The sequence below is a fragment of the Sphingobium sp. MI1205 genome (genome assembly GCF_001563285.1).
Lineage (GTDB): Bacteria > Pseudomonadota > Alphaproteobacteria > Sphingomonadales > Sphingomonadaceae > Sphingobium.
The window spans coordinates 162,370-183,810 of sequence record NZ_CP005189.1 but is presented as its reverse complement, the minus strand read 5'-3'; the positions used below and the strand labels follow the sequence as shown (position 1 = coordinate 183,810).

General features: G+C 63.0%; 24 protein-coding genes. 14 read left to right on the top strand and 10 right to left on the bottom strand.

The features are described 5' to 3' along the window. Positions 1–6 precede the first annotated feature (6 nt). Positions 7–591: a cytochrome c oxidase subunit 3 gene (locus K663_RS17340; RefSeq protein WP_062121313.1), complete on the bottom strand. Its 585-nt coding sequence runs from the start codon at positions 589–591 to the stop codon at positions 7–9. 118 nt (positions 592–709) lie between these two features. Between K663_RS17340 and K663_RS25100 the strand changes: the two genes are divergently transcribed. The 5 genes from K663_RS25100 to K663_RS17320 all read left to right on the top strand — a co-directional run bounded on the left by K663_RS25100 (position 710) and on the right by K663_RS17320 (position 4,475). Then, on the top strand, positions 710–844 hold the full coding sequence (locus tag K663_RS25100) for a hypothetical protein (RefSeq protein WP_256382211.1): 135 nt from the start codon (positions 710–712) through the stop codon (positions 842–844). Between the two features lie 379 nt (positions 845–1,223). Continuing rightward, positions 1,224–1,943 (top strand): hypothetical protein, encoded by a 720-nt coding sequence (locus K663_RS17335; RefSeq protein WP_062121312.1) that lies wholly within the window; start codon positions 1,224–1,226, stop codon positions 1,941–1,943. A gap of 54 nt (positions 1,944–1,997) precedes the next feature. Next, positions 1,998–2,675 carry a TetR/AcrR family transcriptional regulator gene (locus K663_RS17330; protein WP_062121311.1) on the top strand — a complete coding sequence of 226 codons (678 nt, stop codon included), beginning with the start codon at positions 1,998–2,000 and terminating at the stop codon, positions 2,673–2,675. Continuing rightward, positions 2,665–4,230 (top strand): phytoene desaturase family protein, encoded by a 1,566-nt coding sequence (locus K663_RS17325; RefSeq protein WP_062121310.1) that lies wholly within the window; start codon positions 2,665–2,667, stop codon positions 4,228–4,230. Before K663_RS17330 ends, K663_RS17325 begins: the two co-directional genes overlap by 11 nt. 29 nt (positions 4,231–4,259) lie before the next feature. Continuing rightward, the gene (locus tag K663_RS17320; RefSeq protein WP_062121309.1) at positions 4,260–4,475 is read left to right on the top strand and encodes a hypothetical protein; all 216 of its coding nucleotides are present in this window, start codon (positions 4,260–4,262) and stop codon (positions 4,473–4,475) included. 15 nt (positions 4,476–4,490) lie between these two features. Here the strand turns inward: K663_RS17320 and K663_RS17315 are convergent, their stop codons facing one another. Further along, positions 4,491–5,774, bottom strand: a complete 1,284-nt coding sequence (locus K663_RS17315; protein ID WP_062121308.1) for a hypothetical protein — start codon at positions 5,772–5,774, stop codon at positions 4,491–4,493. Between the two features lie 211 nt (positions 5,775–5,985). Here K663_RS17315 and K663_RS17310 point away from each other — a divergent pair, with 211 nt between their 5' ends. The 6 genes from K663_RS17310 (at position 5,986) to K663_RS17285 (ending at position 10,593) form a co-directional block, all read left to right on the top strand. Then, positions 5,986–6,303 carry a 2Fe-2S iron-sulfur cluster-binding protein gene (locus tag K663_RS17310; RefSeq protein WP_062121307.1) on the top strand — a complete coding sequence of 106 codons (318 nt, stop codon included), beginning with the start codon at positions 5,986–5,988 and terminating at the stop codon, positions 6,301–6,303. Positions 6,304–6,471: 168 nt separating this feature from the next. Further along, entirely contained in the window at positions 6,472–7,218 is a 747-nt protein-coding gene (locus K663_RS17305; RefSeq protein ID WP_062121306.1) for an enoyl-CoA hydratase/isomerase family protein, read from the top strand. Positions 7,219–7,293: 75 nt separating this feature from the next. Continuing rightward, positions 7,294–8,445, top strand: a complete 1,152-nt coding sequence (locus K663_RS17300; protein ID WP_062121305.1) for an aminoglycoside phosphotransferase family protein — start codon at positions 7,294–7,296, stop codon at positions 8,443–8,445. Positions 8,446–8,465: 20 nt separating this feature from the next. After that, the gene (locus K663_RS17295) at positions 8,466–8,906 is read left to right on the top strand and encodes a nuclear transport factor 2 family protein (RefSeq protein WP_062121648.1); all 441 of its coding nucleotides are present in this window, start codon (positions 8,466–8,468) and stop codon (positions 8,904–8,906) included. 27 nt (positions 8,907–8,933) lie between these two features. Continuing rightward, positions 8,934–9,938, top strand: coding sequence for a hypothetical protein (locus K663_RS17290; protein WP_062121304.1), 1,005 nt, complete (start codon positions 8,934–8,936; stop codon positions 9,936–9,938). Between the two features lie 10 nt (positions 9,939–9,948). Continuing rightward, positions 9,949–10,593 (top strand): TetR family transcriptional regulator, encoded by a 645-nt coding sequence (locus tag K663_RS17285; RefSeq protein ID WP_062121303.1) that lies wholly within the window; start codon positions 9,949–9,951, stop codon positions 10,591–10,593. Between the two features lie 130 nt (positions 10,594–10,723). Here K663_RS17285 and K663_RS17280 read toward each other — a convergent pair whose 3' ends face one another. The 6 genes from K663_RS17280 to K663_RS23435 all read right to left on the bottom strand — a co-directional run bounded on the left by K663_RS17280 (position 10,724) and on the right by K663_RS23435 (position 17,253). Beyond that, positions 10,724–11,827: a TIGR03857 family LLM class F420-dependent oxidoreductase gene (locus K663_RS17280; protein ID WP_062121302.1), complete on the bottom strand. Its 1,104-nt coding sequence runs from the start codon at positions 11,825–11,827 to the stop codon at positions 10,724–10,726. A 35-nt stretch (positions 11,828–11,862) separates the two neighbouring features. After that, entirely contained in the window at positions 11,863–12,333 is a 471-nt protein-coding gene (locus K663_RS17275) for a nuclear transport factor 2 family protein (protein WP_062121301.1), read from the bottom strand. Between the two features lie 16 nt (positions 12,334–12,349). Then, complete coding sequence (locus tag K663_RS17270) at positions 12,350–13,126, bottom strand: SDR family NAD(P)-dependent oxidoreductase (RefSeq protein WP_062121300.1); 777 nt, start codon at positions 13,124–13,126, stop codon at positions 12,350–12,352. After that, a complete protein-coding gene (locus K663_RS17265; protein ID WP_062121299.1) occupies positions 13,123–14,352 on the bottom strand; it encodes a hypothetical protein in 1,230 nt (409 codons plus the stop codon). The genes K663_RS17270 and K663_RS17265 overlap by 4 nt, the downstream gene beginning before the upstream one ends. Positions 14,353–14,473: 121 nt before the next feature. Next, positions 14,474–15,916 carry an aromatic ring-hydroxylating oxygenase subunit alpha gene (locus K663_RS17260; RefSeq protein ID WP_062121298.1) on the bottom strand — a complete coding sequence of 481 codons (1,443 nt, stop codon included), beginning with the start codon at positions 15,914–15,916 and terminating at the stop codon, positions 14,474–14,476. 65 nt (positions 15,917–15,981) lie between these two features. Next, complete coding sequence (locus tag K663_RS23435) at positions 15,982–17,253, bottom strand: cytochrome P450 (protein ID WP_062121297.1); 1,272 nt, start codon at positions 17,251–17,253, stop codon at positions 15,982–15,984. 138 nt (positions 17,254–17,391) lie between these two features. Between K663_RS23435 and K663_RS23985 the strand changes: the two genes are divergently transcribed. Then, positions 17,392–18,024: a TetR/AcrR family transcriptional regulator gene (locus K663_RS23985; RefSeq protein WP_062121296.1), complete on the top strand. Its 633-nt coding sequence runs from the start codon at positions 17,392–17,394 to the stop codon at positions 18,022–18,024. Between the two features lie 325 nt (positions 18,025–18,349). Further along, positions 18,350–18,763, top strand: coding sequence for a nuclear transport factor 2 family protein (locus tag K663_RS17245; RefSeq protein ID WP_062121295.1), 414 nt, complete (start codon positions 18,350–18,352; stop codon positions 18,761–18,763). 54 nt (positions 18,764–18,817) lie between these two features. Here the strand turns inward: K663_RS17245 and K663_RS17240 are convergent, their stop codons facing one another. After that, complete coding sequence (locus K663_RS17240; RefSeq protein WP_062121294.1) at positions 18,818–19,612, bottom strand: SDR family NAD(P)-dependent oxidoreductase; 795 nt, start codon at positions 19,610–19,612, stop codon at positions 18,818–18,820. Positions 19,613–19,727: 115 nt separating this feature from the next. Here K663_RS17240 and K663_RS17235 point away from each other — a divergent pair, with 115 nt between their 5' ends. Further along, positions 19,728–20,864: an NADH:flavin oxidoreductase gene (locus tag K663_RS17235; RefSeq protein ID WP_062121293.1), complete on the top strand. Its 1,137-nt coding sequence runs from the start codon at positions 19,728–19,730 to the stop codon at positions 20,862–20,864. A 23-nt stretch (positions 20,865–20,887) separates the two neighbouring features. On the opposite strand, the gene K663_RS17230 is transcribed toward K663_RS17235, so the two are convergent. Beyond that, on the bottom strand, positions 20,888–21,382 hold the full coding sequence (locus K663_RS17230; RefSeq protein WP_062121292.1) for a MarR family winged helix-turn-helix transcriptional regulator: 495 nt from the start codon (positions 21,380–21,382) through the stop codon (positions 20,888–20,890). Between the last annotated feature and the right edge of the window lie 59 nt (positions 21,383–21,441).

Genomic DNA, 21,441 nt, shown 5'->3' with positions numbered 1-21,441 from the left:
GCGCGCTCACTGATGCAGATAGAGGATGGCGAACAGGATCACCCACAATATGTCCACCAGATGCCAGAACGCGGCGCATCCTTCGATCGCCCTGATGCCGTTCGGAACTAGGGGCACGTTGCAGCGACTGCGGATAAAGGCGAGAGCGCCCAGGCCCGCGATCACGTGCATTAGGTGGATGCCTGTGAAGCTGAAGTAGAACATGAAGAAGTTGTTGGTCGTCGGATCGATCCCGGCCGCTATCTTCTCGCCATATTCGATGATCTTTACGCCGATGAAGCCGAGTCCCAAGGCGATCGCCAGGTTCGCGCCGATGCGCGCGCGGCGCAAAGCGCCCTCGCGCAGCGCGGCCACCGTGATGGCGATGGCCAGCGAACTGCTGAGCAGCAACATGGTATTGAGCAGGCCCAGGCCCTGGTTAAGCTGCACCTGCGATCGCGAGAACAGCGCCACCTCATCCAGGCGATAGGTGGCGAAGGTCAGGAAGAACAGGCCGAAGACCAGCAGGTCGCCGAACACGATCACCCAGAGGCCGGGCTCGCCGGGGATGCGCTTGGCGTGGGCATGCTGGACGGATCGTAAGTCATGCATAAGGGGCATCGCCTTCAAAGGTACGATTGATCGCGCTGAGCGTAATCGGCGTCATGATGATGAGCCAGATAAAGAAAGCCGGCGCCGGAATCCAGAAGGAAAGACGGGGTCGGGGCGCTTGTCGCTCAGCGCGCCGATGGCGATCGCGCCCACCGAAAGGTTGGGGGCAGGGGGCGCCAAGAAGCCCGACATCAGCAGCCCCGCGCCCAGCGTCGCGGCGCAGAAAGGCCCGCGCCAGGCGCATATCTTCTGATCGAGCTTGCTCAATCCTCACCCCTCCCAAATCCGATTTCTGCGCTCGATGGCCCTGGCGGTATTATGCCGTCTTCAGAATGATCGTGCTCCAATGGCACCAGGTGCCAGATATGTCAATTTGTCGCGGTCGCAAGTCGATATGCTCATTGGTACGCAGGCATACTTATATTTCCCCCCGCGGCGTGACACTGCCAGCCATGATAGACGCCCTGCGCCTCGCTTGCATCTCCATCTATGTGGCGCCTGGCATCCGCTGATCATGGCTTGCGCTTTGCCCGAGAAGGTATAATCAGCAACTGATGAATATCTGCTTGTGGCCAGCCTGAAAATGCTGGCCTCGGCAGTGTAACAACAATGAAACAGTTGAGGGGGGAAGTATGTCGGTTTCGATCAATGCACAGCGTGCGCTGATCTGGTGGGCTCTATTGATGATGGTCACCTTCATGCTCTGTTTCGTGTTCCTCATCAAAATGGTGCCGTTGCCGCCTGCGTCGCTGAACGCGGAGCAGGTCGCCGCCATCTATCGCGAAAACAGCGTCAGCATCCGCATCGGCGGCGTCATCTGCAGCTGGGTCGCCGCGTTCATGGTGCCGCTGGCGCTGGTCATCGCCGTCCAGATGCGGCGCATCGAACAGGGTTGGCCGATCTGGTCCGTCCTGCAGCTGTGCGGCGGCTGCCTCATGTCGATGTTTCTGGTCTTCCCGCCTCTGATCTGGGGCGTGGCGGCCTTCAGCCCCGATCGCCCGGCGGAGATCACGCTTGCCATTCATGAGCTGGCCAATCTGACACTGGTGACGACCGACCAATATTATATCTTCCAGTTTGTCGCGATCGCGGTCGTGTCGCTCATGGGCCGACAGGATGCGCTGTCGCCTTTCCCCCGCTGGTTCGGCTATTTGACCATCTGGACCGCGATCATGTTCGAACTGGGCGCCTTCGGCTTCATTCCGCGTACCGGTCCCTTCGCCTGGAACGGTCTGTTCGTCTTCTGGATTCCGCTCAGCATTTTCGGCCTTTGGATCATCGTAACCAGCGTGTTGATCCTGGGTGCGCTCAAGCGCCAGTCACTCGTTCCAGCCAATGCAACAGCGGACTGATTTAGCTGTATAGACAGGGTTGATAATCAACGATCGTTGAATTAAAAGGAAGGCATGTCATCATCGCCTTCCACCCCCCGCGCGCGTGGCCGACCTAGGCGTAATGCCGCCGATACCAACAGCCAAACCGGTGCCGAACGGTTGCTGGCGGTGGCGTTGGAGGCGTTCGCGACCCAGGGCTTTGAAGGCGCCGGCGTTCGGCACATCGCTGCGCAGGCGGGCGTCGATCCGGCGCTGATCAAGCATCAGTTCGGGTCGAAGGCCGATCTGTGGCGCGCGGCGGTCGATACCCTCGCCGATCAACTGCTTTCCGCCCTTGCCCCCGCCAGGGCGATCGTGAGTGAAGGCGCGGACCGGGCGGTGATCGACGCCGTATCGCATCTGGTCGATGTCACCTGCGACAATCCGCAGATCGCCAAATTCGTGCTCAGCGAACTGGTGCGGCAGAATGAACAGAGCGACTATGTTTTCCAGAAGCTGGTCAAGCCGATCCACGATCTGTTGGCGCCCCTGATCGCGTCGGCCTGCTGCACGGGCGAGGATGCGCCCGATCCCGACCTGCTGTTCTTCGCCTTCAACGGCGCGATCGTGACGGCCATTGCGGGCCGTCCCTTTATCGAGCGCATGTCGCAGGCGGCCGGCTCGAACATCTATTTCCGCGAGCAGCTCAAGCGCACGGTCGTCGCGCAACTGCTGCCCGCTGCTGTGAGAGGAAACGCCAATGGCCTATGATTTCGTCGTTGTCGGCGCGGGCAGCAACTCGCTGACCACCGCCTGCTATCTCGCCAAGGCCGGCCTGTCGGTGCTGGTGCTGGAGCGCGAGGAACAATGCGGCGGCGGCGTCGTGTCGGTGCATACCGATCCGCGCTTCACCCATGACAGCCACGCCATGGGCTATCTCATGCTGCTCGCCAACCCGGCGCTCAAGGATAATGAGCTGGAGCTGGAAACGCGCTTCGGCCTGGAATTTGCCTATGCGCCGGCGCCCTTCGCGTCGCTCTATCCCAATGGGGAGGGGCTGATCAGCTACACCGACTTCGACCGGGCGGTGAAGGAAATCGCCCGTTTTTCGGAGCGGGACGCGCGCGCCTATACCCAGCTGGTCGAGGAAGCGAACGAACTGCTGCCGCTGCTGTCGCGGGGCTTCTTCATGCCGCCCATGCCGCATGACGGCTTCATGCGCCTGCTCAACGACAGCGCCAAGGGTCGAAAGATCCGCGCCGAGCTGGAAGGCAATGTCATCGACTTCCTCAACGCGCGCTTCGAATCGCCGCATGTGAAGGTGCATATGGCGAAATGGGCGTCGGAGGTGATGAGCGCGCCCGATTATCCGGGCACCGGCCTCACCATGTATCTGATCCTGGGGCTGGGGCATAAGTACCGCATGGCGACCGTCGTCGGCGGCGCGAAAAGCGTTACCAACGCCCTGATCGCCTGCCTCAAGCATCATGGCGGCGAACTGCGCACCGGCGTCACGGTCGAACAATTTATCGGCGGCGGCGGCCGGATCGACGGCGTGATCACCGATACCGGCGAGGAAATCCGCGCGCGCAAGGCGGTGGTCGCCAACCTTCACCCCTGGGACATGGGCCGAATGGTTCCCGGCATTGACAAGGGGATCGCGGAGCGCGCGGCGGCGGTCAAGCTGTCCGAATATGGTGCCATCAACCAGCAGATCGCGCTGTCCGAACGCATCCAGTGGATCGGCGGTGAAGCCTATGACGAAGCAATCCTGGTCGAATGCATGGAGCCCGACTGGGACAATTTCATGAAGCCTTTCGAGGCCTATCGGCGCAACGAATTTCCCTATGACGTGCTGCAACCGCTGGGCGGACCGCAAAGCAATTTCGACCCCAGCCGGGCGCCCGACGGCATGACCGCCCTCTATCTCTATTGCTTCGCCCCCTATGAGACGAAGGAAGGCTGGGCGGTCGACAAGCAGCGCGCGGGCGATGCGCTGTTCGACTGGTTCTGCAAGTTCACCAGGAATATCGACCGGTCGAAGGTCCTCGGACGGCTGATCGAATGTCCGGAAGATCATGACCGCCACAGCCGCATCATGCGGCGCGGCGACATCATGGGCATCGCGATGACCGCCGACCAGTTGATGGGCGCGCGGCCAACGCCCGAACTGTCGCAATATCAGATACCTGGGATCGACGGCCTGTTCCTGACTGGCTGCACGACCCATCCGGGTGGCCTTGCCACTCTGGGCGGCCGTGCTTCGGCGATGAAGATCTACCAGAAGCTCGGCATCGACCTGAAAGCCGGCTTCACCAACTATTGAGCTACCTGGCCCCAGGGCAGAGAGGATTGATGATGGAACTGCTGACCAAAGACAATGACAGCCTGATGACGGTCGAGAAGATGTCGCCCGACGGCAACAATCTGCTGATCGAAGGCCAGATCATGGGCACGCTGCCCGTGCGCGCGGTGCTCACCCCCGATCAGGCGCGCGCTGCGCTGAAGCTGCTGAACGTCAAGACCGTCCTGTTTCTGCTGACCATCCTGTTCCGGCCCGGTCGCAAGTAAAGCGGGGAAGGGCGGTCAGCCGGGAAGCCGGTCGACCGTCTCGCCGATATTCTTGCGCCGCCATTCCGACAGGAAGACGGTGAGCAGCTGCAACTGGCAGCGCGGGATGAACAGGGCGCGCAGGCGGGGGTCGGTACGGTCGGTGAGGTCCGCATAGTCCGGCAGCTCCGCCTCCAGCAGCGACGGCGCGTCCAGCATCCAGGCGGTGCCCAGCACCGCGATCGCGAGCTTCAGATCCTCGTCGAACGCGGCCGCATCCAGCTTCGGCCCTCCCTGCCGTTCATATTCGGACAGCAGCAGTGCCTGCAGGTCCGCGTCATGCCGCGCCAGGAAGTCCGCTTCGCCCGCGCACAGCATGCCATAATAGGATTGGGCGATATTGGCCTGCGCCACGCCGCCCCAATCGAGCTGGCCCGACTGCATCACGCCATCTTCATCGCGCCAGAACCAGGCATTGTCCGGGTTCATGTTCCAGTGGACCAGCGCGATCGCGTCCCTGCGCGCGTAGAGGCGCCGCCAGATCGTTTCCTCCTTCGCCAGCACCTGCGCCGCGCCCGCCGCGAATTCGTCCAGGAAGGCGGGATCGGCGAGGCCATCGGGCAGCAGTTGCGGCGCGCGCGCGGCGAAATCCTTCAGCTTCTCAAGCTTGGTCTGCAACTGCGCCTGGTCATAGGGAATGACCTTCAGCAACGCGTCGTCGGCGGGGTTGAACGGGAACTCCTGGTCGATCTCGTCGCCGAAATGGCCGGCGCGGTGATAGGCGGCGAGCGCCGCGATCGCGCGCGCCTGCGCTTCATAATAAGGCAGCGGGTCCGCCAGTTCATAATCGACGCATTTTTCCAGCGCCGGCTCGATCCCTTCCAATCCATAGGGGATGCGCTCAGTGATCAGCAGGCCGGTCTTGAACTCGGCGCTATAGTCCCCGAACATGCAGCGCGGCACCCGCAGCGGAAAGCCGGGGCGGCGCGAAAGCAGGGCGAAGCGCACCTCCGGGTCCATCACCGGCGAAAACAGCTCGCGCAACGGATCGCCAAATTCCCGCGTGAACTTGGCGAACAGCCGGGTCGGCGCGCCTTCGTCCCGCGCATAGGTCACGTCGATAGCGACCTTGCGCCCCATGCCGCCGCCGAAAAATTCCTTCCAACGGACGATGGCGGTCACTGCATTATCGGCGCTGATCGCCTCCATCTGCCGGAACAGCGTCGTCAGGGCGGACGCGCCGCCTTCCTCCAGCACCGCAAAGCTGACCGGAAACGCGATCCCGGTATGATCCCCGGTCACATGCGTCGGATTATCCACCCTTTGCCTCTCCTGGCGCGATAGCGCGCGCTAAGCTTGTTGTTCGCAGGCCCGCCATTGCAGGACCTGTCGCCGCGATCAAGCCGGAACCGAGGCTCCGGGCCGGACCGGCATGGGTCGCACTTTGAAAATGGTTCTTTAGCATACGATGCGAGTTGCTTTTGAACCATGCGATCTTTACGGGGGTGGGAAAATTGGAGGGATCGGGTAAATGGCAAAGTTGACCGTGGTCAACCGATCAGGCGAAGAGCAGACGATCGAGGCGCAGGACGGCCTGTCGGTGATGGAACTTCTTCGCGACAACGGGTTCGACGAACTTCTCGCGCTGTGCGGTGGCTGCTGTTCCTGCGCCACCTGCCATGTGTATGTCGATCCGTCTTTCGCGGACAGCTTGCCGACGATCAGCGATGATGAAAACGACCTGCTCGACAGTTCGGATCATCGGAATGAACATAGTCGCCTCTCCTGCCAGTTGCCGTTCAGCGACTCGTTGGACGGTCTGCGCGTGACCATCGCGCCGGAAGATTGACCCGCCCCGCGCGGCCGTGTTTCAACGACGTCAGGCAAGTGTCGGTGCATCATTTGCATCGCGTTTCTCTGTCTGCGCCTGAGATGTCGTGCCCCGGCCGCTCCTTTCCTGAATAACGTTTCGTCGGCTAGGAAGGCACATCGACATGCCCGATCGCGTGGGAGAGTGATGATGAGCCAGGCCATAAGAGTCGAAACCCATTCCGGACCGGGCGGCATAATCCTTTTGCGCCTGTCGCGGCCTGAGCAGCGGAACGCCATGTCGGTTTCCATGGTCGACGGCGTCCTCGACCTGCTCGGCTCCGCGGAAGGGCAGGCGACCGGTGCGATCGTCGTCCTGGGCGAGGGCAGGGGCTTTTGCGCCGGCAGCGACCTCACCGCCCTGGCCGGGATGAGCATGCTGGAGCGGTCCGCGTTCGAGGCTGACTGCGGGCGGCTTGCGCGCGCCCTCACTGCGCACCCCCGCCCGGTCATCGCCGCGGTCCACGGCTTCGCGATCGGCGGCGGCCTGACCTTCGCTGCCGCCTGCGACATCGTGGTCAGCACCGCCGATGCCAAATGGAGCCTGCCGGAGGTTCAGATCGGCCTTTTCCCCGCCTGGGGTCTGGAAGCCGTGACGATCCGCGTCGGGCGGACGCGGGCGCGGCGCCTGTCTTTCGGCATCGAAACGCTGTCCGGCGCGGAGGCTGCCGAGGCGGGGCTGGTCGATCTGGTCGCCGAAGACCCCGCGCGCGAAGCCATCGCGATCGCCGAACGGCTCGCCGCCTTGCCCGTTGATCAGGTGGCTGCGGTCAAGGACTATTTCGCCGTGGAGCGGCTGGGCGAAGAGGCCGACCGACATGCGAACCGGCTGTTCAGCGCCGCCTGCGACAGTGAGCAGGCCCGCGCCAGCTTCGAACGCTTCGGCCGAACCTGACGCAGGCTTGACAGGTTTAAGGCCTATGCCTTAAGTCGCCGTCGCAGTGAAAGTTCAGCGTCGCGGAGAGATGAGATGCAGGTTAGTGCGGAGCAGGTGCGCCAGGTGTATCAGTCGGAGGTGCATGACCGCCCGGTTACGCGTGCGGACGAAGTGCCGCCTTCCTATATGTCCATCACCCGCGAATGGCTCGACGATGTTCTGTGCGCCGATGTGCCTGGCGCGCAGGTGGCCAACTTCTCCTTCGACGAGCGCGATGACGGGTCGTCGAACCGTCGGCGCATCTTCCTTTCCTACAATGCGGCGGGGGAGGCGGCAGGCCTGCCCGCGACCGTCTTCTGCAAGGCGGCCGAGTCGCTGGAAAACCGGATCGTGCTCGGCGTGTCCGACACCGCCCGGGCCGAGGCGGACTTCTACAATCTGGTCCAGCCGCAATTGAGCATTCCCACGCCGAAGGCGCGCTACGCCCGCTTCGACCCGCAAAGCTTCGCCTATCTCATCATGATGGATGACATGGCGCAGGGCGTGCGCTTCCCCGACGAGCGGACGACGCTGACCCGTCAGCAGGCGGAGCAGATGGCCGTCACGCTCGCTGGCTTTCACAGCCGTTTCTACCAGAGCGAAGCGCTGGGCACGGCGGCGCTGCCGTTCACGACCTGGCCGGTCTGGTGGGCGAACCAGATGAAAGGCGCGCCGGACTTTCCGGATTTCTGCGACAAGGGTTTCGAGGCCGTCGAGGAGCATCTGCCCGCCCGGCTCGTGGCGCGGCGGGCTGAAGTATGGCCGGCGACCGAAAAGTCGGTCGCGCGCCATAACGAACTGCCCCACACGCTGATCCACAGCGACGTGCACCTCAAAAACTGGTTCATCCTGCCCGACGACCGCATGGGCCTGCACGACTGGCAGCTCACCACGATCGGCCACTGGTCGCGCGACTTCGTCTTTTCGACCACGACCGCGCTGACGGTCGAGCAGCGCCGCGAATGGCATCTTGACCTGCTGCGCATCTATATCAGCGAGATGGAGCGGCACGGCGTGCCGAAGATCGACTTCGACGACGCGTTCCTCAACGTCCGTCAGCAGCTGATGACCGCTTTCGCCTTCTGGACCATCACCATGTGCCCGACCGGCGACATGCCCGACATGCAGCCGGTGCGCACGACCGTGGAATTCCTGAAGCGCATGGGCACCGCGATCGACGATTACGACGTCCTCGATTCTTTCTGACTCTGGAGGAGATGACGGCAATGTCCGACGCGATCGAACAGATCCGCCTGCTCAAGGCGCGCTATTTCCGCTTCATGGACGGGAAGGACTGGGCGGGGTTGCGCACCCTGTTCACCGATGACGTGATCTTGGACGTGCGCGGCGGTCTGGCGCCCAGCAAGATCGACGACAGCTATGCGGAACCGCCGGTGCGCGGCGCCGATGAAGCGGTCGCCTTCCTGCGCGGCGCGCTGGATGCGACAGTGTCGATCCACCAGGGTTACATGCCCGAGATCACGATCATCGATGATGAAAATGCGTCCGGCATCTGGGCGATGGCCGACATAATCCGCGCGCCGGAAGGGGCGCCCTTCCGCGAAATGCGGGGCCATGGCCATTATCACGAAACCTATCGCCGCATCGGCGGGGACTGGCGCATCGCCACGCTGCGCCTCACCCGGCTGGCGGTCGACATCAGCTGATCATCAAAGAAACAGAAAGGCAAATCCATGCCCCACGTACCCGTCAACGACTATCCATGGCAGGGTGAGTTCCCTGACACGCCCAACTGGAGCGAGAATTTCCTGCTGGCCGGGCAGGACCCCAAGGCCGGTGTCGGTTTCTGGATGCATTGCGGCCGTTGGCGCAAGGATCTGGAGATGTTCCGCGAAACGGTAGTGGTGCGCCTGCCCGATGGCACGGTGGCCGCATCGCGCGCGATCGGCAACGCCAATTCCGCCGAGGACGGACCGGGCGGCCCGCATTACGCCATCCGCATCGTCGAGCCGGGCGCGAAACTCACCTACCGTTATAACGGTGGCATTCGCCGCGTACCGTCGATGGGCATGAAGGACGCGCTGGTTGCCGAAGGCCCGCGCACGCCGATGAAGGTCGCGCTGACCTTCGAGTCCAACGCCGATGTGTGGGATCTGCACAAGGTCGGCGGCACGCAGGACTTCCTGCCGGCCGGGCATATCGAGCAGATCGGCCGCGTCACCGGCACGATCCAGGTGGGCGACGACGTCTACGAGATCGACACGATCGCCAATCGCGATCATTCGCTCGGCCCGCGCGATAACAAGGATCTGCTCAACCACCAGTGGCATCAGGGCTATTTCGAGAACGGCATCAGCTTCCTGCTGTTCGACGCGATGACCCGCAGCAACGGCAAGGTCGTGTTTTCCGAAGCGGCGGTCTATGAAGGCGACAAGCTGTACCCAGCGCGCCTGGAACTGCCCTGGCGGTGCGACAATGCTGCGCAGGATCATGATCCGGTCAGCTTCCGGCTCCACTATGAAAATGGCACGCTGGACATCCAGACGACGGAATATCAGACCGACTCCTATCTGTCGCTGACCTCGCCCAACGACCAATATGTTGGCGTCTACCCGACCGAAGGCAAACCCACGCTGGTTCTTGCCGAACAGTCGGTGGGGTTGATGCTCAACGGCTCGGTGCCCGGCTACGGCTGTTTCGAGCGGACCATCAACGGCCATGTCGAACCTGAAAGCTGAAGTTGACTGCATGAAGGCGACCCCTGCCGCCGTACCCGATCTCCCCGACGCGAAGAGGAGGCTCATCCTCGAAGCGGAACGGGCGTTCGGCGAGCAGGGGATCGCCGCCGCCTCGTTGCGCGACATTTCGGAGGCGGCGGGGCATCGCAACAAGTTCGCCGCCCAATATCATTTCGGTGACCGGAACGGCCTGATCCGCGCTGTCCTCGAATATCGTCGCCCTCATGTCGACCGGTTGCGACAGGTCTTTCTGGATGCGCGCGGTGCGGCGCCGGAAACGGCGTCCCCGCATCTGCTGGTGCTCGCCATTCTGGAGCCGCTGCTGCTGAGTGAGGACCGCCATGAACTGGCGGCCTATGGGCGCTTTCTCTATGCCCTGCTCCATTATGATGTGGAGGGCAGCCTGTGGCAGGATTCGGCATCGACCGCGCCCGTCACCCACCGCATCTATGCTGCCCTTCGCCGCCATGCCGGCCAGCTGTCGGACGAAAGCTGGAAGATGCGGCTACGGGCTTTCGGGCGCTGCTGCATCGACTTCATCGCCAACCGCAAGCTGCTGCTGCCGGGGGGCGATCCCCCGCCGCCGCCCCGGATGGAGGAGGTCGCCGCCATGCTGGTGGCGATGCTGACGATCGACGCGCCGGCCGCACATTAGAGCGTTTTCTAAGCAGATAGAATCATCTGCTGACTCGGAAAACGCGGCAAAACAAAGGTCTAGAGCAGCCGATCTGATGCAATCGGGTCGGATTCTGCTCTAGGATCGGCGCGCGCCAGCGCCAGGACGTTCAGAGCCCGGGATTGACCGGACGCATCGCCAGGCTGGCGGGGCGGATGTCCTGCCAGGCCCGCAGCACCCCCACCATTTCGGCAGGCGCGCTGCCGTGGAACAGGATGCCGTCGGCACCTGCGGCCAGCCGGGCGAGGGCAGCGTTCGCACCGTCCCAGCCGGAGCCGACGGCATTGCCGTCCTCGATCCAGCTTCGGGGATAAAGGTCCGCCATCGCGCGCAACTGGTCGATGTCCCGGGTGGTGCTCTCGTCGCCCATCGTGCCCGCTGGGCGATTACTGTCGAACCGGGCGAGAGCCTCGCGCAGGCGCACCGCCTCCGCCTTGTCCCAGCCATTGGCGTCGCAGATCGCGTCGAACATGCCGGGGAACAGAATATAGGTGTTCATGCGGCGGACGACATAGTTGAGCATCGCCTCCTCCGGCACATCGCAGGCGGTGACCAGGATCGTCCAGATCCGCACCGAAGCGGGATCGCGCCCGGCTTCCTCCGCGCCCTGCCGCACCAGCCTTGCCGACCGTTCGACCGCCTGCGGCGTCCACAGCGAATTGAAAACGACCCCGTCGGCGTGGCGCCCGGCCCATTTCAGCGTCTTTTCGCCCATCGCCGCGCAGATGATCGGCGGCGTCGTCGGCAGGTCGACGCCCAGGCGCAGACCCCGGATCGTCCCCAGCCGCCCCTCATAATTCACCGCCTCCCCGCGCCACAGCTGGCGCAGGATCGTGATATAATCCTCCATGATGCGGAAATTCACCCGTGGCGTCCCGCTCGCGTCCGCAAAACTGTCGGTTCCGCGCCCGATGCCCAGCGCGAACCGGTCGCCGGTCAGCTTCGCCATGGTCGCGGCATAGCCAGCGGCGACGATCGGGTGGCGCAGCGGCAGATTCTGGATCAGCCCGGCCGCGATTCCCATGGAGGGTGACAGCATCGCCGCAGCGCCCGACAGGACGTCGGCATTTTTTGCCGCGAACCGCTCCGAAATCCAGACCGACCCGAAGCCCAGCCGTTCGGCATCGCGTATCTCGCCAATCGCGGCGGTGGGATCGGAAATATGGCCGGGCAGGGCATAGCAGCCGAACTCCGGATAGCGGGTCACTTCCATCTCGACCTCCTCCTGCTGTCGCCCGGCGGCGATCGCTATTCGCTTTCGCTCGCTAAGGGGGTAGCCTGCCCCAGCCACCGGGTGAAGCGCGAATCCGGCCTTGCCCATTCCATCGTCGCGCGCCGCCGCATGATCAGCCAGCGATCCCCGCTCCGTACGAACTCGTCATCATAGCGGCCGCTGTGATCGATGCCGAGTTCCGTCACGACGATGATATAGGTCACGACCTTCGCACTGTCCGGTCCGGTGAACTCGATCATCGTCGTGGTCAGGTTGTGGCGCTGGAACTTCCCGCTCTCGAACGCGCCGCGCCGTTTGGCCGCGGGGTGGAGCATCGCGATGATCGCCTCGGGGCCCTTCAGTTCGCCCTTGCCCTGCACTTCGAACAGGGCGTCGGGATGAAAGACCTGATGGTGCAGCTCATATTGCGCGTTGTCCGCCGCCTTGTTGTAAAGTTCGATCGTGTAGCGGATCGCCTCTCGGGCGAGCATTTCCTGCGGGGTCATGCCGTTCCTTCCCTCCTCAAAACAGGCCGCGCGTCCAGCCGCCGTCGACGGCGATCGTCTGCCCGGTGATATAGCTCGCCCGCTCCGAACAGAGGAACGCGACCAGCCCCGATACTTCGTCCGGGCGTCCGTGCCGGCCAATCTGGATCACCGGCGGGTCCTCGCGCCGGGGACGCGCCTCTTCTCCGCCGCCCTGCGTTTCCTCATTCAGGCCAGTGGCGATGCTGCCGGGGGCGATGGTGTTGACCGTGATGCCATGCGGCGCCAGTTCGTTGGACAGGCTGCGCGCCAGGCCCACCGCCGCGACGCGATAGGTGTTGGACAGCACGATGTCGAAGAAGCGGTGCGGTTCCTTGGAACAGACCGACCCCAGATTGACGAAGCGGCCAAAGCCCTTCCGCTGCATCGCCGGATAGGTTTCCCGCGCCAGCATCGCCAGCGACAGAACGACCTGTTCATTGCTCTGTCGGAAATCATCATAGGATGCGTCGTCGAAACTATAGCGCAGCACCGACCGGACATTTCCGATGACGATGTCCGGGTCGCCAAACGTCGCACGCGTTTCCGCCACGACGCGGCGGATGTCGGCTTCCACCGTCATGTCCGCGCTGATCCAGGCGGCGCGTCCGCCCCATTTCTCTATTTCAGCGACGGTATCGCGCAGCGGGTCCTCCCGCCGCGCGACGACCATGACGGCCGCGCCTTCCTCAGCCAGTTCCAGCGCGATGGCGCGCCCCATGCCGGCGCTGCCGCCGGACACGAGCGCAACCTTGTCATCCAGCCCCAGCCTCATTCGAACCCATAGGGATCATAGCGGCCGTTGATGAACATCTCGACCTGCGCGGCGCCGCGATGGACCGAACCGTCGGGCGCGTGCAGCGTCACCCGCATCAGATATTCGACGCCGTGGGTCTTTTTGCCGTCATTGCCCTTGTCCTCAACGCCGGTGCCCTCGCCGAAATTGGTCGCCATCTGTTCCCCCGTGACCTTGTAGGGCGTGTAGGTGAAAGGTTGCTCCGACCAGTCGAACGTGTCCCATTCGATCGCCAGTTCCTCCGACCCATGATAGGTGAAGAAGGTGCCGCCATCCTTCCAGCTGCCGGGGTGATAGCCCATCGTCTGGCCCATCCATGGCGGCGCGGCGACATCATAGTCGATCCGCCATTTGCCGCCCCGGTCATCTTCCAGATGCATGGTCGCGCCGGTCAGCATGCGGGTGCCCTCGGCAAAGCGCATCTCGTGCCGGGCGGAGGTGAAATGCAGCGCCTCGCTGTCCCAGCCCTTGAACACATGCCCGCCCAGCGGCGTCCCGAAGACGTCATTCATCTTCGCCTGCACGCCCTCAGGCGTTTCGTGCAGGTGGTAGAAGCCGCTATAGTCGCCCGCCACGAAGCAGTTCCACCAACGCATCGCGCGCTGCGGCCCTGATTTCTGTCGGGGCGGCAGCAGTGAGGCGACCGGCGCGAGCGGTGGCCGCTCGGCGTACAGCCCCCAGCTGTGGTCGCGCGCGGCAAACCATTTGTCGGGCGTGATCTCGTAGCGCTTGCCCTTATACTCGGCCCAGCCAGTGGCTACGCCCGGCTGCGAATAGCGGGTCTGATCCGTGGTCAGCCGACCGCGATTTTCGGCCGAATGATGGTCCTCCAGGAAAGCGGGCGAAACACCTTCCCAAAGGATGTCGAACGACAGACCGCTGCCATTGTCTTCCAGCACGAGACGGATCTTCTTGAGCGGTTCCACGAACTCCACGCGCCACGGACCGATCGCGATGTCGAAATTGCGGCGCCAGGCACGATTGAAACGGGTGGTCGAATGAACGCCATTGTCGTTCAGAAAGGCGTAGCCGCCGAACATGTCGGTGTTCGGATTGACCCGCGCGCCGGTGGCGATGAAAATGCCCTCGTCCGGGTTGAACACGCCGAAATAATAGCCGTCGTCCCAGCTATAGTCGGTCGATGGAATGAAGCTGAAGGGGCGGGATGCCTGGTGGACGGGAAACTCGTCATAGGGCGTCAACATCAGATATCCTCTCTGTCTGTCATCGTTCAGTATCGGCCAGGTTCAGGTTGGGCGGCGCCATGGGAAGCGACGCCGGCTCATCCTTGCCGACGTCCCTCCCGATCCTTCCTGTCCCCGTCCCTTAGGCGGTTGCCGCAGCCTTTGCGGCAATTCCCTTCTCGATGGCATCAAGGATGATCAGGTTCCACTGCTGGATGATTGATTCCTGATAGGCGCCCAGATGGGTCGTCGGGTTTTCAATGTTGGCCGAATGCGCGCCGCGCTGGACACGGGGCAGATTGCCGCAATCCTGATCGAAGATATAGGCGAGGAAGCCGAACCGGTCCTGCATCGCGGTGAAGATCGACCCGTCCGGGCCGATATCGACACGCGGCGTCGCCGGGGGCCGCTTTTCGCCGGCCTTCACCGGGTAGAGCATGCGCACTTCAAAATAGCTCTTGTTCGGGTCGGTGGCATGCGGCCAGAACTGGTAGGTGAAAGGCACCGCTTCGGACAGCCAGAAGCAGCTATGCGGGTAGAAGAAATAGAGCAGGGAATCGAGCAGGATCGCGTCGGGAACCGCGCTGTCTATGCCATGCTTCGCCTTGAATGCGCCACGGATCCAGTCGGCTACCTGCTCCCGCAGATCCTTGGCGGGATCAAGCTGCGTGACCGGGTAGCCCGGATAGTGCCAGTCGCCGGTGGCCTGCATGAACATTTGCGCTGAAGCGACCGGGTCCGTGTCCAGCGGCGCATGGGCCGAAGGGATGGCGGAATAGGTCGAATTGCGGCCGACATGGCTGCCCTTGGTCGCCCACACGTCATATTTGCCCTGCGCATCGCCCGCGAAGGGGACCGCTTCGGGATGGGTGGCGTAGAGGTGATAGGCTTCCTGGAACGCTTCCTGCGCTACCTTCCAGTTGCAATCCATTTCACGCCGGAAATGGCCATGGGTATAGCGATTGGCGTAGTCATATTCCTTGAAATGTTCAGGGATCATGCCCAGCGCATCCATCAGCGACGGCGCGTTCTTGTCCGCGTTGATGAACAGGAATCCGCCCCACCGCTCCAACCGCACTTCGGGCAGGCTGCCGTTGTTCGGGGTGATTTCCTTGAAGTCCCAGTGGCTGGGGATACGCTTCAGCTTGCCGCCGTTCTGCCATTCCCATCCATGGTAGGGGCAGCGGATCGATTGGGCATTTTCCTTGGTGGCGCACAATTCGGTGCCGCGATGGGGACAGCTGTTATAATAGGCCTTGAACTCATCCTCGGCGGAATGGACGATCATGTAGGACCGGCGGCCGACGCTGACCGGCATGCGGTCGCCGACTTCGGGCAGGTCTTCCTCGCGGCCGATATAGAGCCAGCTCTTTTCCCATATGAATTCGAATTCAGCGGCGGCAATCTTCGGATCGAAATAGATGGAATGATCGAAATGGCGATGATCCGGTTCGATGTCGCCATGAACGCGCAGCGAGACATGGTCGGGGAAAAACGCCTCCTTGTCCCACACCTCCTGGGTGACGGGACGTTCCTTGGTGCCATAGCCTTTGGTTATTTCCACCTTGCGCGCAACATTTGACATGATCGAAGCCTTTACGACTGAAAAACGATATTACCTATTCGGTCTCGGAACGGCGATGTCTGTTATCAAGCCTCGCTGTTCGCCTTGTACCCGATATGCAGACTCGTGATGCCGCGATGTAGCAGCCCCGGCCAATAATCGGTATCGCTGCTTTCCAGGATATGAATGTCCTTCAGCCGCGAGAACAGCGCGGGCAGGGCGATCACCAGTTCCTTGCGCGCCAGCATCTGGCCCAGACAGCGGTGGATGCCCGGCGCGCCGAAGGCGACATGGTTGCGGGCGTCCTTGCGGGTGATGTCGAACTGGTCCGGCTTTTCGAAGCGGGCCGGATCACGATTGGCCGCATCGAAACGCAGCAGCACGGCGGCTCCTTGCGGAATTGCCGTGCCCGCCAGTTCCGTGTCGCGTGTGGCGATACGCCACATCGACGTCGCCGGCGTCTCATAGCGCAGCAATTCCTCCACCGCATTGGCTATCAACGTGGGGTCCTTGCGCAGCATCTCGATCTGCTCGGGGTGGCGGAGCAGCTGCACCAGGCCGCTCATCAGCGTATTACGCGTGGTTTCGTTGCCCGCGACCGCGATCTCCAGCGTCAGCGCCGCGGCTTCATCGTCGTTGAGCGGCGCCACGCCGTCCACGCCGATGTTCACCAGGTTTGAGATCAGGTCGTCCGCCGGCTGCTGTCGCCGCACCGCCAGCCGTTCCCGGATGAAGCGTATGAATTCCACGACATTCTTCGCCGCTTCGACTTCCTGCTCCGCCGTTCCCATGCGGCTGACCAGCAGGATGGCGGCGTCCGACCATTTGCGCACCAGATGCCAATGATCGCGGTCGAGCCCCAATATGTCGGCGATCACATAGGTGGGCAGCAGCACCGCGAATTCGTTGACGAAGTCCGCTTCATTCTTCTGCGCCATATCGTCCAGCAACTGCGTCACGATCCGTTCGATCAGCGGCTGGAGATTGGCGATGCGTCCTTGCGCGAACACGGCGTTGACCAGCGCGCGATAGCGTTTGTGGTCCGGATCGTCGGACACCAGCAGCAGCCCCGAACCGGACTTGCCCGCCTCCGCCAGAATGGCGAGCGCTTCATGATTGTCCATGTTCGGACGGTTGGTGAGATGCCCCATCTGTGAGGAGAAATCCTCGGCCCGTTTGGTCGCTTCGGCAACGGCGGCATGGCTGGTGACGAGATAGGCGTCCATGCCGCCGGGCACCCTGGCCTTCACCACTGGCCCGCGCTGGCGCAGCTCGGCCAGCGTCGCATGGGGGTTCGCCAGCAGAGCCGGGGACGTGAAATCGAACAGCGCGTCAGGCTCGAGGGTGCCGGTCGTCATCAGGCGTCTCTCTCCAGGATAGGGTCGTTGCCGCTGACCGTCGATGCGGACCCGAACAAGCAACTTACATTCTAGGCGGAATGTATGTGTGCTATCCGTGCCCTTGTAAAGGGGGAGCGAACAAGGCAGGCGGAGTTCATGGAAATACGCACAGGCAGCAGGACGGCCGCGGCGCGCCGGTCGCAGGAAGAACGCAGCGCCACCTCGCGCGCGAGCCTGATCGACAGCGCGATCCGGCACATGCGCGAACGCGGCATCGCTGCGACCAGCATGACCGAGATCGCGGCGGAGGCCAATCTGACGCGGGGCGCCATCCAGCATCATTTCAGCAGCCGGAAGGAACTGATCCTGGCCGCCGTGCGCGAACTGGACGACCGGCTCTCTCAGAAGTTCGACGGCTTTACGGTGCCTGATGGCGTGCAGGGCATCGACCGGGTGGCGGCGCTTTACGACCATGTCGTGGCGCTCACCGCCTCCGCCGACGCAGTCGCGGTTTACGACCTGTTGAGCGCCAGCCGGGGTGATCCGGTGTTGAAGCACAAGACGGTCGAGTTGCAGCGGCCCCTGACCGAAAAGTTCCGCCAGTTCTGGCGCCGCAATCTGGATGGGCACTTGCCCCGCGACCTTATCGAAGCCAGCCTCAATATCGCGCTGTTGATGAGCCAGGGCGTCGCGATGGCCCAGTTGCTCACGCAGTCGTCCGACACGATCGATCGCGCCATGGCGGCATTCCGGGTCATGCTGCTGGAATCGGTCGGCGCCCGCCTCTGATCGCCGATCGCGGCTGTCGCAAAGGGTGCCTTTTCTCAATCTGCCTGACATGTAAATGGGCCCGGAGACTTGCTCGGGGCCCGCTTCATTTCAGATCGTCACTTCGGATTACTGGCCGACCTTGTAGCTTAGACGGACCCTGACTTCACGGCCACGGCTGACCGCGCACGCCACCGGGGGTGCCGGCGCCGCTGCCGGTGAAGGGCACGTCGGTCGAAGACAACCATGTTGACCTGTGGTTGGGGAACCGGTCTATTCTTGGAGGAATCATCAGGCCGGTGCGCCTGGTAGTGCGCTAATCAAACACAGAAAATAGGAGATTGCGATGTCGGAAGAACTGGAAAAGAACAAACAGGTCGTCCGTGCCTTCCTTGCCGCCCTGGGCAAAGGGGATGTGGATGGCTTGGCGCAGGTGCTGGACCCGACAATCCAGGCGGTCGCGACAGGCACCAGCTTCATGTCGGGCACGCGCGGCTATGATGAGATTCTTTCGACGGCCGGGACGCTCGGCACGATCACCAAAAATGGCATTGATTTCCAGATCCTCAACCTGACGGCGGAGGAGGACCGTGTGTCGGCCGAGGTACGGGGCAAATCTACCCTGACCAACGGCACGCCCTATAATAATGAATATCATTTCCTCTTCACGGTGCGCGGCGGCCGGATCGTGAAGATTTCGGAATATTTCTGCACCAAGCTGGTGGAGGATGCGTTCGCGCCCCTCATGGCCCAGCAATAAGCCTTAAGACCGTTCGGGCGAGCGTGTCGATATGCGCTCGCCCGAACGGATGTCTCAGGCCGTCTTTTCGGACCGATATGCGTCGGCGCCGCTTTCAATCTCCTCCATTCGCGGCATACCCGTCAGATGGTTGCCGCCGCTCACCGGCAGGTTGACGCCGGTGATGTATGTCGGGCCCGACAGGAAAACGACCGTGTCGGCATAGTCGCGTGGCAGGCCGATGCGGCCCAGCGGCACATGGCTCGCGTACAGCTCTTCCACACCGGGGATGGAGAACAGGCCGGACGCGAGCGCCGATTTGATGGGCCCTGGCAACAGCGAATTCACACGAATGCCGCGATGGCCATATTCCAGCGCGGCATAGCCCACCAGGCAATCTGTCGCCGCCTTCGCGCAGGCATAGGCGAAATGCGGCGGCTGCGGCTGCACGGTGCTGTTGGAGGAAATAAGGGTGATGGAACCGCCGTCATTCATCACCTCGGTCATGTGGCGGATGAAGTGGACATGGGCGAAATAATTGACCTGCACGCCCTGCTGCAACTGCTCCATCGTCACGTCCTTGATCATGGAAATGACGGGCAGGGCAGCCGAATTGACCGCGATGTCGATCGCGCCATGCGCGTCGGCTGCGGCGCGGGCGAGGGCGGCGATGTCCGCTTCGCTACCGGCGTCGCATTGCACCGCCAGGCCGCCGATCTTGTCGGCGAGTCGCTGCAGGTCGCCCATGGAACGCGCGGCGACGACCACTTTGGCGCCCGCTTCCGCCAGCGCTTCTGCGATCGCCCATCCCGTTCCGCCTTCCGCCGATGCACCCAGCACCACGGCAACCTTGTCCTTCAGGCTCATCATCCGACTCCTGTTTCTTGCTCTTGTGAATGGCTCAATATAAGCAGCTTACATATCGTAAGGTCCACTACCATTGGAAAAATGACGGGCCGTGAGAACAGGAAGAGGAAGTACCCCCATGAATACGCCCCCCAGCCCAAAGCTGTTCGAGCCAGTTCAGGTGGGGACGCTGGCCCTGGCCAATCGCACGGTGATGGCGCCGATGACGCGCTGCTTCGCACCCAACGGCGTGGTGGGCCCGGATGTCGCGGGCTATTATCGACGCCGGGCCGAAGGCGGCGTGGGGCTGATCGTGACGGAGGGCACATGGATCGACCATCCCACAGCCTCCAATGAGGATCGCGCGCCGCGCTTCTACGGTGACGACGCCTTGCAGGGCTGGCGACATGTGGTGGAGGAAGTGCACGGCGCTGGCGGGCGCATCATCCCCCAGCTGTGGCATGTCGGCATGACCCGCCGGGCACAGATCGAAAATCTCTATGAGGCGATCGAAGAGGATATGAGCCTCAAGTCCAGCCCGTCCGGCTATCTCAATGTCGATGAGCAGGTCGCGGAGGGCAGCAGCGAGGCGGACATCATCGCCCTCATCGAAGCCTATGCCAAGGGCGCGGCGACGGCCAAGGCGCTGGGCTTCGATGGCGTCGAACTGCATGGCGCGCATGGCTATCTGATCGACCAGTTCCTATGGCACGGGACCAATCGCCGCACCGACGGCTGGGGCGGGCCGACGCTCGCCGAACGCGCGCGCTTCGCGGTGGAAGTGGTGCGCGCCTGCCGCCGCGAAGTGGGACCGGGTTTCCCGATCATCTTTCGCTTCTCGCAGTGGAAGCAGCAGGATTATAATGCGAAGCTGGCGACATCGCCGGAGGAACTCGCCAGCATGCTGGAGCCGCTGGCCGACGCGGGCGTCGATATTTTCCATGCCTCGCAGCGCCGTTTCTGGGAAACGGAATTTGCCGGCAGCCCGCTCAATCTGGCCGGCTGGGCGCGCAAGCTGACCGGGCGCCCTTCGATCACGGTCGGATCGCTCGGCATCGAGCGGGAAATGCTGGACACCATGTTTTCGGGCACCGAAGAGCCGTCCACCCTGGGGCGGCTCGGCATCCTGAACGAAATGCTGGAGCGCGGCGATTTCGACCTGGTGGCGATTGGCCGGTCCTTGCTGGTCGATCCGCATTGGGTCGACAAGGTTCGCCGCATGGCGCATCACGAACTGCAACCCTACAGCCCCGCTTCACTCGGCAGTCTCTCCTGAATGCAGGGCGGCTGGGCGGGGCTTCAACAGCCCAGCCGCGCCAGATTCTGCTGCATCAGCGCCAGCGTTTCTTCCGCGCTGTCGACGCGATCCCGGGGAATGCCGGCCAGCAGTTCGGCATTCATGGCGTCGATCAATTCGCGCGATCGGGCGATCAACTCCCGGCCCCGATCGGTCAGGAACAGGTTACGCTGACGCCGGTCGTGGGCGGCGACCTTGCGTTCGACCGCCCCCTGGCTTTCCAGCAGCGCCACCAGTTCGCCCAACGACACCTGGCCGATATGCATTTCCTGCGCCAGCCGGCGCTGGCTGATGCCCTCGTCCTGCGGCAGGTTCTGAAGCTGGAGCAGCAGCACCAACTGTGATCGCGTCAGCCCCAGCGGGCGCAGCGTGCGATCGAAATAATTGCGGCGCTTGCGGCTGACGTCGTGGATCAGGAAGCCGATATGGGTCCGGAATTCAGCCTCTTCGTCCTTCGCCGCGCCCGTCGCCGACGCCCTGTTTCGCTTGCTGTTCATCCGGTCTGATTACGGCCTTTCGCCCCGCCATGGCAACATGACCGGCGTGCGCGAATAAT